10 protein-coding genes are annotated in these 12,285 nt (G+C 37.1%); 8 read left to right on the top strand and 2 right to left on the bottom strand.

The annotated features are described in order from the left end of the window. Positions 1-10: 10 nt before the first annotated feature. The 4 genes from TT13_RS08120 to TT13_RS08105 all read left to right on the top strand — a co-directional run bounded on the left by TT13_RS08120 (position 11) and on the right by TT13_RS08105 (position 7,459). Positions 11-1,924 carry an AAA family ATPase gene (locus tag TT13_RS08120; protein WP_052348599.1) on the top strand — a complete coding sequence of 638 codons (1,914 nt, stop codon included), beginning with the start codon at positions 11-13 and terminating at the stop codon, positions 1,922-1,924. Then, on the top strand, positions 1,911-4,967 hold the full coding sequence (locus tag TT13_RS08115; RefSeq protein ID WP_052348598.1) for a type IV secretory system conjugative DNA transfer family protein: 3,057 nt from the start codon (positions 1,911-1,913) through the stop codon (positions 4,965-4,967). Before TT13_RS08120 ends, TT13_RS08115 begins: the two co-directional genes overlap by 14 nt. A gap of 18 nt (positions 4,968-4,985) precedes the next feature. Then, positions 4,986-6,857, top strand: a complete 1,872-nt coding sequence (locus tag TT13_RS08110) for a pLS20_p028 family conjugation system transmembrane protein (protein WP_027699516.1) — start codon at positions 4,986-4,988, stop codon at positions 6,855-6,857. A 65-nt stretch (positions 6,858-6,922) separates the two neighbouring features. Continuing rightward, entirely contained in the window at positions 6,923-7,459 is a 537-nt protein-coding gene (locus TT13_RS08105; RefSeq protein ID WP_027699515.1) for a hypothetical protein, read from the top strand. Between the two features lie 122 nt (positions 7,460-7,581). Here TT13_RS08105 and TT13_RS08100 read toward each other — a convergent pair whose 3' ends face one another. Both TT13_RS08100 and TT13_RS08095 read right to left on the bottom strand, forming a co-directional pair. Then, the gene (locus TT13_RS08100) at positions 7,582-7,848 is read right to left on the bottom strand and encodes a hypothetical protein (protein WP_027699514.1); all 267 of its coding nucleotides are present in this window, start codon (positions 7,846-7,848) and stop codon (positions 7,582-7,584) included. Between the two features lies 1 nt (position 7,849). Next, the gene (locus TT13_RS08095; RefSeq protein ID WP_027699513.1) at positions 7,850-8,623 is read right to left on the bottom strand and encodes a ParA family protein; all 774 of its coding nucleotides are present in this window, start codon (positions 8,621-8,623) and stop codon (positions 7,850-7,852) included. Between the two features lie 372 nt (positions 8,624-8,995). Here TT13_RS08095 and TT13_RS11195 point away from each other — a divergent pair, with 372 nt between their 5' ends. From TT13_RS11195 to TT13_RS08075, 4 genes are read left to right on the top strand one after another with little or no spacing between them, the layout of a single operon-like run. Next, entirely contained in the window at positions 8,996-9,331 is a 336-nt protein-coding gene (locus tag TT13_RS11195) for a hypothetical protein (RefSeq protein ID WP_145912366.1), read from the top strand. Positions 9,332-9,333: 2 nt separating this feature from the next. Further along, positions 9,334-10,008, top strand: coding sequence for a hypothetical protein (locus TT13_RS08085; protein WP_052348597.1), 675 nt, complete (start codon positions 9,334-9,336; stop codon positions 10,006-10,008). Beyond that, on the top strand, positions 10,005-11,951 hold the full coding sequence (locus TT13_RS08080) for a hypothetical protein (RefSeq protein ID WP_027699511.1): 1,947 nt from the start codon (positions 10,005-10,007) through the stop codon (positions 11,949-11,951). The genes TT13_RS08085 and TT13_RS08080 overlap by 4 nt, the downstream gene beginning before the upstream one ends. Further along, complete coding sequence (locus TT13_RS08075) at positions 11,951-12,280, top strand: hypothetical protein (protein ID WP_027699510.1); 330 nt, start codon at positions 11,951-11,953, stop codon at positions 12,278-12,280. Before TT13_RS08080 ends, TT13_RS08075 begins: the two co-directional genes overlap by 1 nt. The last annotated feature ends 5 nt before the right edge of the window (positions 12,281-12,285 follow it).

The following is a 12,285-nucleotide window of genomic DNA, read 5'->3' as shown; positions in this document are numbered from 1 at the left end:
AGGTATTAATATGGAACTTACAGATTTTACTGATGATCTAACAGAAGAGGTCGCGACAGATATTGAACGGTATCGTGCCTTCGGACGTGAGCAAATCACAAAAAGAATGCGAGCTATTTTAAATCAAGATATTCAAAGTTCAATCGTATTAACTGGAGAGCCAGGTGTTGGTAAAACTGCCATAGTTGAGAATTTAGCAGTTGAAATGTTAAATGCGAACGAAAAGGATTCACTATATGGCAAGCATATTTTAAAACTAGATTTGACTCGGGTTAATGATGGCCATGCTGATATGGGAGATTATGCTTATCGCTTTGGAAACTTTATTGCAGAATTAAAAAATCATCGAGATGATTTTATTTTGTTCATTGATGAAATGCATCAAATAGTTGGTACTGGAGCCAAAGAGGGCTCACTACAAGACGTAGCTAATATGTTAAAGCCTGCGTTATCGAGAGGTGAAATCCAAGTAATTGGTGCAACAACCATTGACGAATTTCATGCAACGATTGAAAAAGATGGCGCTTTAATGCGACGTTTGGAAGAAGTTACTGTACCTGAATTAACTGAAGCTGAAACTGTGGAATTACTAAAGTCAATTAAATGGCAGTTTAGTAGAAAACAAGATATTAACATCTCAGACGAAATTTTGGTTAACGTCACAAACTTTGCTAATCGTTATATTTCGGATCGTTATTTTCCCGATAAAGCGATTGGTTTACTAGACGGTGCGACCTCGTTGGCTAAAATGAATGGTCATTCAGAATTAGAACTAGCTGATTTGGCAGAAATTGTCCATGATAAATTCAACATTCCTATGTCTATCCTTTTAGAAAGTGTAAATAAACGACTTTTAACTTTAGAAGACCATTTAAAAAGTCGGGTTATTGGCCAAGACGAGGCCATAGGTACAGTTGTAAATCGGATTTGGTCGAGGTCTGCCGGTTTAGGCGATATGTCAAAGCCTTTGTCGTTCTTCTTTGCAGGGCCAACTGGTGTAGGTAAAACTGAAACGGCTAAAGCCTTAGCAGAAGCAATGTTTGGTAGTGAATCTGCAATGATTCGACTTGATATGTCTGAATATAAGATTGCTGAAAGAGCTGTACCACGTTTTAAATCAGTTTTATCTAGGCAAGTAAAGAAGATGCCTTACACAGTTCTATTGCTAGATGAAGCAGAAAAAGCTGATTCAGAAGTAATGGATTTATTGCTACAGGTGCTAGATGACGGTAGATTAACTGACGATTATGGTCGGCAAGTCAACTTCAAAGACGTAATCGTAATTATGACTTCTAATGCCAGTGCAGAATTGATTCTAACTCGTGATGCTAAAGGGGCCACTTACCAAAATGACCCTAAACGCCAAAAAGCTTTTATGGAAGAGTTTAAAAGTTCTTTGCGCGGTTTTGGCTTCAAACCTGAATTCATTGCACGTATTGGAAATATTATAATGTTTCACCCATTACAAGGAGCAGATATTGCGCAAGTAGTTGATTTGAAACTCCAAAAGCTCAATAAGCAAGCCAACAAACAGGGATTCCAGATTCTTTATAGGCCTAAAGACGTTGTTAAATACATTCCGACGTTTGATAAAGGGTATGAACTCGATAGTGAGGGAAATAAGGTTCCGTCTAGTCCAGTTGTTGACCTCTTAATTGATAAAGGATATGAGCTTTCTGAAGGTGTTCGCCCTCTAGATGAAACGATTAATAATCTAATTGAGCCAGTGATTGCCGATGCAATTATGTTGCAACGGATTAGTGGTGAACCTCAGAGAAATACCTTCATTTTTAGGGCTTACGGTGAGGGACCTAAGGCGTATGTGGAAGGTAAGAATGAAACTACTACCTATGGTACTTGGGAGGTAGCGGTTGGACGAACAAACGCGGAAATAATGGAGGTAAAGTCAAATGGCGATATTTAGAAATCCATTACGTCGTAACTACGTTAAACGTCGTAACTCACGACGAAAAAGTTTCGTTCGGCTACGTGGGCGCTTGTGGTTTCAAATTGTTTACTACTCAATCACGACAATTGTTGTAACTTATTTAAGCACTGCTGTTGGAAACATTGTTAGATTACTGGTTAAGCTATGTCAGAATGCTATGCAAAGCTATATCGACTACAAAACAGGTATAAGTTCAGTCGATTGGACCAAATTTTTATTTGATTCATTAAATTCGTTTTTGCCTGAAAATTTGTTCCGAAATGTAATTCAGGCTCAGCCCTGGGTTATTACAAATAGTGGTAAAAACTATACCATTTATTATGTTCAAATTACTTGGTTGATAGTGCTAAGCTTAGCCATCTTTAATTTTGTGATTAAACGTTGGTATAACTGGTATACACTCTACGGAAATCGGATTCGTAACAGTAACCACTTTGCCAATTTTTATGAAATTGACAGTGCATTTTCTATGATACCCGATAGAAATAAAATTTATGACGGTAAGCCAGGACAACAAGTTGCACATATATCTGGTTACAACTTACGAATGTTAGCAATGCACCCGATAATTTGGCTAACTCAAGTCCTCAAACTTGTTTTAGGTTTAAATTCTGAAGTTTTCCCTTTTTGGTATCGAAAAATACGTCCGAGTTTGGTAAAAACATTTCCAAAACTATATGCGAATCAGGAAAACGTCGAAGGTGGTTTCCATGGATTTTATTGGGTTGACACTGAAATTACACACGTAAAAACGACTGGAGCTACTCGTTCGGGTAAGGATCAGATGAGGGGCTACCCATTAATCGACATTAACCGTCGTTCAACACAACCTTGGAATATTGTTGATACCGATGCTAAGAACGAAGATTACAAAATGAGTTATATTCCGCTAAGAAAAGCTGGGTTTGACGTTCATGCAATTAACATTATGAACGTCGATGAATCAGAGACATTTAATCCTTTGCAAATGGCATTGGATTACGCGATGGACGGTGATTTGGATCAAGCACAAATCGAGGTAGCGAAGGTTGTACAAATTATTGGTTCAGATGCTAATAATCAAGGTGGAGGCGATATTTGGGATAAGACAGCTGAGTCAACCCAACAAGCGGTGATTTTAATCTTACTGAAGCTTGCGATTGATAACAATGATCCATCACTGGTTACTCCAGCAGGTGTACCGCAATTCATTAATTCACTGTCACAATTTACAGACGATGATGAAGATGGTTTGACCAAATATCTGAAGATGTTACAAAAATTGCCTATGACGCCTATGATAAATGAAATCATTGGTACTGCGGGAGCTTACTTGGGTTCTTCAGGGGATACAAAAACTTCTGTCATGTTTACACTCCAAGCTCGTACAAGACTGTTTGCAAGTGAGTCAATCGCTCGTTTAACTTCTTCAAACTCAATTAATGTAATGGATATGGCTTATCCAAGAATGATTAAAGTTTTGCTGAATAGCCAGTATTCAGGTCTTACAGGTATTATCAGACTTTATGACAGTCAGAATGCCAAAGACGAGCAGGATTTCATTGAAGAGGATAAAGTTCGCATTACTCGTAGTGGCTTGTTTCAATTTCCATTTAAGGCTAAGTTTCCAAATAATTGGGCAATTAATATCACTTTTAATGACACTAACAACCCTCACCATATTCGTGGAAATATTATTACAGTTGTCGGTCACAAAGAACAAGAGCGGGCATATGGCAAAGTAATAGTTGATGAATATTCAAAGAAGCCAATTATCAAGTCGGTAGTAGACAGTATCGATTCAAAATTAATTCCAGGTGCAAAAGCTGAAGTAAGTCTTCGATATTCTGAAAAGCCTAAAGCAGTGTTTATTATTACCCCACAAGACAATGACAATTACGCTGCTATCGCGACTCTTTATATCAGCCAGGTATATGCCGTTACAACAAGCATTGCTTCAAATATTACAAGACGAAAACTCACGACGCCAATCTTTTATAAGCTAAATGAGTTCTCAATGTTCCCTAAAATTCCGGGATTCAATAATCTTCTGACTCGTGGTTTAACGTATGGTCACATGGTAGAAATTTATCTTCAATCATTGTCGCAACTCGAGCTGAAATATACAAAAGAAGAGGTCAAAGAAATTAGTGATAATACATTGACCTGGAATCATATTTTAACGCCCAACGCAGAAACAAATACAGAGTTCTCTAAGGCTTTAGGTGAAATTGAAGTCATGGAAGAGAGTGTTAACTCACAAGTTGGATTAGATCATCAAGACCGAGGCAATCGACAAATGAACAAGGTTAAAGTTCCTTTGCTCGACCCAGTTGAAGTTCAATACTTATCAAACAACGAGTCGCTAACACTACCCTTGGCCAAACGGTTGGATAAAAAATTTAGGAAGATTCAAGCGGTACCAATTTTTGCGACCGGACCTTATAAGTTACCCAACGCAAGAGACCTTTTGAAAAAAGAATATTCTTTGAAATACTACACAACTGACCTTGGAATTCGTAGTAAGACGGCCGGAATTAAATATGAAGAATTATTTGCAGACTTTGCACCGTATTATCTTGAACTAGAACGTGAAGTAGGTTCGACGAATGATGAAGAGACTCCAACGCCTAAGGTTACTGTGAGTGCAACGGACGTTGAGGAAGCAATTGATGAGATTACCAGTCAACAAGGTCGCGAAGTTGTAAAAATTGACGAAGAAGTTCAAGCATTTAAGTTAGACAGTCGAAAAGCCTTCTTAGCTGAAAATAGTGATAGTAAAACAGTTCAATTAGCTAGTAAAGCGCTTATTGAGGCTGCACAACTTACTGAGGTTTCAACGGACTCTGATGTTTGGCAAAAAGTTTTCTCAGGTAGATATTTCCTAGATAACCCTAATAGGCGAACTCTTCAAAATGAGTTAAAACTATCTTGGAAAGCCTTGTGGGCTGTAACTCAAGTAATTAATGGCGAAATAAACCAAACTCAATTAACTGGCATTTTAGATGAAGATGTTGAGGAAGATCCAGATGAGTATTAATAATAAAAGGAGAAAGTAATGAATTTTTATTTAGCGGACAAATTAATACCGTTACCTGATAGTGGGCCAACTCATGCTTTTTATCAGTCATGGATTGATTATCTGACGCCAACAAATCATATCTTTATCACAATTTCTGCTTGGATAATGCATGCGATTGCACTATTCTTCTACAATGTTGCTGACGGAGTGCAAACAGCTTGGAGTAAAGCATGGGACTTAGTAGATTTCTCGAAAATATTTACCAGTTCAAGCAAAACTAGCGGTGGTGGAGTTAGTGATAAGTTAACATCAGTGTTTTCAAGTTATGACTTAGGTCATTTGATATGGATTTTCCTACTAATCGGCTTCGTGGTATTAGGGGTAGTCATGGCAATTCAAATGTTTCAATTTTCATTAACTAATGGTCAAAAAGGAAAGGATTGGCCAAAGGGATTGGTAACATCAATGATTGTCATTGCAATTTTACCTGTTGGAATTAGCAGCATGCTAAGCATTGCAAAAGGAGTCAATGGTGAAATATCTAAAAACTCAAATCCTGTGGTTACACTTTGGAAAAGTAATTCAGTTGACCTAACAAAGTTAGATGATGATGATTTTAAAGTAAAAGCAGATAAACTTTCAGATTATTCTCCTATTTTAAATGAAAAAAATTCTGACGATGATGCAGTTATTAAAGGGTCAATATTTGAAAATACAATTGATGACTCCAAAAAATATAAAGATAAAGATGTTTTTAAAAAGAAAGCAGATTCCGGCTCTGGCGTTGAAGATTTAGCATCTGGAAATTGGGCAACTGGAAAAACTTTCGCAGAAACATATCCAGTTGTGAAAACTAATTGGATGGGGATTATTTTAGGAGAAATTGTTTTTGTAATTGTTGGTGTTCTATCAACAATCGAAATATTGGTAAGAACGTATCGATTAGCTTATTATTCACTATCGATCCTATATTTTGGTTTCAGGGATATTCATGGGAAAAAAGCCGTAAGAATTTTGCAGCTAATGGAAGGAAGCATAACAGGTATGGCAATGATGCCAATTTCCTTAATCCTCTTCTATGCATGGGTTCAATTTGGTTTTGATACCATAAAAGGTATGAGCTGGTGGCCGTTTACAATTCTGTCTATTGCGATCCTCTTTGCTGGTTATAAGGGATTGATGGGTGGAATGGAACTGATTGATGAATTTACTGGAACACAGTCAGGCCACTCAAATGCTGCACAGAGTGTTCTGGGTGCAGCGGTAGCCACTAAAGCAGTGTTGGGAGCTGGAAAGACAGCTGCTCGATTAGTAAGTGGTGGAGCCTCAAAATTGCAACAAATTAAAAATGGTTTGAAAAAAGGAAAAGAAACCAATGACAAAGTTATGGCTGGAGTTGGTGGCGGTAATTCAGCACCAAACTCAGGCTCAGCAACTGGAAGTACGTCAAACAAATCTAAATCACAAAAAGCAGCTAAAGTATTGGGTGCTGCAGGGGCTGTGTTAGCTGGAAAAGGGAATTTGGCTGAATCGTTACCAAGTGCTGCAATCGATAAGGTCGCCCAAGGTGCGAAAAACGTAAAAACTAATGTAAGTGATTCTATTAATAAGAAAGTAACTGGTATTAAAGATTCATTCAATGAAGGACAACAGGCAGTACAAGGTTTTGGTGATAGTCATGCAACACCTCACGCATTTAGCCAGAAAAATAAGGCCATGAACGAAAAGATTACTGGAAAGCCTTCAGCATCTAATTCTGAGCCTTTAAACAGCGCTACACCATCAAGTCAACCTGTGGGTTCCCCAAATGCTAAGTCTACTCAATCAGCTAATCAATTCATGAATGAAAAAATAACCTCTAAGCCAACTCTAACAGTTAAAAAAAGTAACCCAAATATAGGTAAATAAAATATTATTAAATGTGATATAGTTAACTATATACAATACAAGTAATAGGATTTGGGTGTCTGATGATGGAAAAAAATAAAAAAGTAATTTTTGCTGTGTTGGCTGTAGGGGTTGTGATTATTGTTATGCTTGGGGCCTTGTTGATACAAGGGCATAATAATAGTCCTGAGGTACAAGCCCAAAAAGCAAGTAGCTCGTCAATAGCAAGCTCAATAAGTGCTAAATCCTCTGCGTCTTCATCTGAGTCAGCAGAAAGCAGTTCAATTGCTAAATCTGCAAAGAAGTTCGATTCAGTCAAAGGCCCAGTTATTTTAGGTTCAGACGGCATTGCCTATAAAACCACTTGGTCTCAAGCTGAATTTGATGATTATGTTAAAGAGAATGAGTTTATTATTGACGGTCACGCAGATGGATCATTGTCTAATAATGATCCAGTACCAGTCAGCAACCTTGGAACATCAAAAACATTCTCAACTTTTGATGAACTAGCGGATGTCGCATCTTCGAGAAATTATTATGATTCTGCGAGTGATGCATATACAGCATCAGTAAAAGCACAAAATCATAGTAGTAGTATAAAGATTTTGAAAACAGTACAATAGCAACTATGTTTAAAAAACGACACTATGTGATTAATTCGCATAGTGCTTTTTTAATTAGTGATTTTAGGAGATTTAATTAATACCAATGAAAAAAACCAGTAAAATTAATTACTGGTTTTTTTCTATAATGATCGGATTAATGCCTGCAAGAATGCAGAGCGATTCTTACCGAATCCTTGCTGTTCAGCAAGCTTTATTAATTTTTCCATATCACTTGGGAAAAGTGTTACGGAATAGCTTTTAGTAACTTCTCCAACTTTCTTATTAGAAACGGGTAACTTAAAATCACTTGGAATTTCAACTTCTGGGGCATCACTGAACGCCTTCTCCATTTGTTCCTTGTTATTGTTTTTAGAAAATGTTTCTGGGCTAACTGAGTTTAATGACATATTAATTCTCCTTAGTTCTGTCTAAAATTTTATTGAATTCAGGTACGATGTCCTCTAATAATTTATTTGAATTTGGAATATCAAATATTGGCATTTTTAAAATAGTTGATGAATTGAACAATTCACGTTCTGGAATCAGGGCCAATACTGCATCAAGCTCAGAAAGTACTCGTATAAATGCCTGACTGCTTTTGGTGTTTTTCTTTACTCGATTAGCTATATAGTAAACCTTAGCGTCAATAACACTTTTCCTAGTCATAAAATCAACTGCTTCAGCCCTGAATTTTTCCATACGAATGTCGAATTGGTTACGAGACTGATTAAATCCGTACTCAGAAGGTTCAATAGGGACGAAAACATAATCGCTAACAGCAATCATATTTTTCGTTAAAGTGCCAAATTCTGGGTGCGTGTCAATTAAAATAAAGTCAAAGTTGTCAATCATTGCTCGATGATCTTGCATCCACATCATCATCATAAATTCTTTATTCACGCGAGACTGTAGCATTGTTTCTAGTTGATCAAGATTTGGTGAAGCCGGCAATAAGGTTAAGTTGTCTGCGACCTCATGAAGTTTGATAATACCGTCAGTGAAAATGTTAAAAACAGTGTTCTCAGTAGTAAAAAAATCAAAGGTTGAACTCAAATTGGCTTGATAATCCGTGTCAATGAGTAACACTTTATAGCCTTGTTGAGCTAACCAAGAGCCGTAATTAAAAGATAAAGTAGTCTTGCCAACGCCACCTTTAGAGGCTGAGAAAGTAATAATTTTCATGTTTAGATACCACCTAATTTATTTTAGTCTGTCAAAACGAAATAATTATTAGGTCAGTACTAGGCTTAGTCACGAGGTATATGTATAACTAAACCACATTTATATTATACCATAAGTGTAATTATAATTATAGTTATGTTGCAACGTAAATATGACAAAAGTAGAACTATATCTAAATATAAACATAAACATAGATATGATTATATCTGACTACTAATTAAGCAGGCCCAATTACATTTCTTAACCAAATATTTTTAAATATAAGATATAAAGCATTAGTCAAATGCCAAAAAAAAAGCGGACTTTTTTGTCACGCTTTTTTTATTTGTTATTTTAACCTTGTCAAAACGAAATATTGGGAGGACTTGATTAATGAATGACAATAATGAACCGGCACCATATACAACATTTATTCCAGGACGCGATTTCCGGCACAAGATGTCGAAATTTCTTTTTTTAACAGGTGAAAGATTAGCTATAGCTATTATTACTTTCAGTTTAACCTTTTTCCTTGCAAAGCAAATTTTCCCATACAACTTGGGATTAAAAGGGCTATTCTTTTTAATTTCTGGTTTTGTTGTCGGAATCTTTTGCATGTTACCAGCTCCTAGCAACCCAAATCAATTGATGTACAAAGAAATTACTATTCGTAATTTTAAACGGTTTGCTCGGGCTATCTTTATCAAACCATTAGATTGGAGGGACTAATTTTGGCTTTTAGGACTAAAGACAGTAAGAAAAAAGCAAAAGTAACTTCGGAACTGTTTAATCAAATTAAGTTGGCAGTTAATACTCGAGAAAAATTTGAGCTCACACAATTTATTGCCTACAAAAAAATTTACCGTGATCGTGAGAACGTCGTTGAACTAAATAACGATTTAGGTTTTATCACATTTCTGAATATTCCAGGTCGTGATCTAGATTTTATTAACTCTGAAGGGACAGAAGGGGCAGCGGAAGTTATTGCACAGTATCATCGTTTCTTAAATGTTTATTTAGACGATTGGGACGTTATTATCAGTCAACTACCTGCTGATACTACCGAGCAAAAACTTGCCTGGTTAGATCTGCAAAATCGTATTGACCAAGAACTTGCACAAATTCAGGATCAACGTCTTTATGATCAAGCACTGGCTCGTCGTCAGTTTGCAACTGAACAAATTCAAATTGCAATCAATGTGGGTGAACAAATTACCCACCAGGACTACACAGCCGTTGTTCATGGCAATTCGATTTCTTCAGTTTTGGAAAAGCGGGAACGCTTTATGCAAGAAGCAGCTAATTCATTGTCACCAACGCCAATGAAATATGAACGAATCATGATGCTTTTACGACAATTGAATAATCCAACGGAAAATATTGAAGCAGGAGGCGTAGACGAATGAGAAATTCTACAAGGAATAAATTAGAAGCAAGAGGCTTTGACTTAGATTTCCTTAAAGCCACAGAAAATGGAGCACCTATAGTTTTCCACTCTGACTTTATTCAGTATGGAGATGGGTATGCGACGATTTTATCTGTGTATGATTACCCCAAAAATGCACAGGGGCAAGCTTGGTTTCGTGAATTGCTGGGTCAATCAAACACCATTTCAGTACTAAAGATTGGAACAGAAGACCGCATGAAAGTTGAACAAGCTCTGAAAAGAGCGGCTTCATCAGCGGAAGGGATCGTCAATGATAAGTGGAAAGATGATGGTGCAAAACTTGCGGCTAGTAAAGATTATCAAACCAATCTGGCTGATTTAGATGCCGTCGTTAATTCAAACGCCACATATAAACGGCTTTATGTTCGCTTAATGGTTATGGACGTGAGTCTGCCTAAGCTTAAAGAGCGAATTACGATTATCAAACGAAAACTTTCAGGTTATCGAATGAAAGTTTATTCAGGTGAAATGGCAACACAATACTCACAAATATTTACGCCAGCCATGAAAGTTGAACACGCTGGCATGTCTGACAAAGGCTTTCCAATGAAAGCTTATGCCCTGGCAGGTACGTATCCGTTTAATTACACCTTTTTAAATGATCCACGGGGAGCATTTATGGGGACAAGTCTACAAGACGGAGAAATGATTTTTGATCCAAGTTTTAATGACGGTCAGCACCGAATTGTGCCTTATAACCTAGTTGTTGGTATGACGCGTTCTGGAAAATCCACATGGACAAAAAAGAATGCTCGCGCTTTATGGGCACGCGGGGACACTCTTTGGATTTTTGACAAGATTGATGAGTACGATGGCTTGGTAGACTCGATGCACGGAGTTCACCTTACTATGGACGGAACCTCGAATAACATCAATATTTTGCAAGTCTTTGCGACGGTTTTACTGAATAACGGCAAAGTTGATGTGATTGGTTCGTTTCATGCACACATAGATAAAATTAAAACCTATTATCATACGATTAAACCTACTGCGGATACGCACGAACTTAGTACTTTGGGTTCAAGACTGATTGATTTTTATATTAAGTTACGTATGTGGTCACGAGCGCCTGAACAACACCCGGAAGAGCTTAAAGTTCTTGGCCTTAAAAATAAAGACTATCCGATTATGGAAGATTTTATTAACTATTTATCGAGTTGTTTAATGGATTCGCAAAACCTAACTCCATCAGAGATTGAACGGTTAGAAAATATTAAGCAAATCTTTGACGGCTTGGTACAAAGCTACGGCACTATGGTTAATTCGATTACTACTGTGCCGGATTTACGTTACGAGCAAGTTGTACGTTTGAATACACGAGGTATTTCTGCGTTAGGTAAGACCATTTTTAACGCGCAATACTTTAATATTTTGTCTCTGATGAGTGCTTACGTCACAATGAATGGTTCTAAGCAACGTAGTCGATTAGGAAAGGATTTCACAGCTGAAAGTATTCGCTCGGGTGTGGGTCCGATGCCGAAATATTTCTGGTGGATTCAAGATGAGGCTGATGAAATTTTTAATGCTTCACACCCAATGGGCATAACCTTTGGGGATAATATGATGGCCCAACAAGCTAAAAATTTCTTTGGAACTTTTGTGAATTTCCCAGGCTTAACGAACGTAATTCCGAAAGGGGTTATGCAAGATTCTGCGGCTTCGCGTGCTACTACAAGTTTCTTTGGTCGTTTTGGTACTCATGCCGTTTTCAGGTCTTCAAGAGAAGATACCTCACGGTTACGCCAAGTCTACTCACCAAATGACGTTACTGATTCACAATTAAACGCTATTAATGATTTAGATCAAGGTCAATTGTTACTAAATTTAGTGGGAACACAAGCAACCTTTATGACTATGGCATTAACAGCTGAAGAAGAACAATTATTTAAGGGAGGTTTGTAATGAGCTTTAAAACAAACCCCAACAAAACACCTGGTAGCCCAAGCTCAACTAAGAAGCAGGCACCAAATACTGAAGCAAAAGCTCTCAAAAAGCCAGGGGCAATGAAGAAAATCGTTGCAGGACTAGCGAGTCCTGAATTAAAAAATTTTCAGAAGCCTTCTGATATTCGTAAACAAGCGCAAGCTGATTTACAAGCAAAGTTTAACGAAACGGCTGAAGAAACAGCTAAGTATAAGTCTGTTATTAATCCAAAGCTTTATACGTACCTATTAATTGCTATTTTGATTTTCATAGTTTTGGTGCTGATCATGATGATATTTAATCGGTGATTCAA

This window comes from Weissella oryzae SG25, assembly GCF_000691805.2.
GTDB classification, from domain to species: Bacteria; Bacillota; Bacilli; order Lactobacillales; family Lactobacillaceae; genus Weissella; species Weissella oryzae.
The sequence above is the reverse complement of the archived record's forward strand: the minus strand, read 5'-3'. Positions and strand labels throughout refer to the sequence as shown.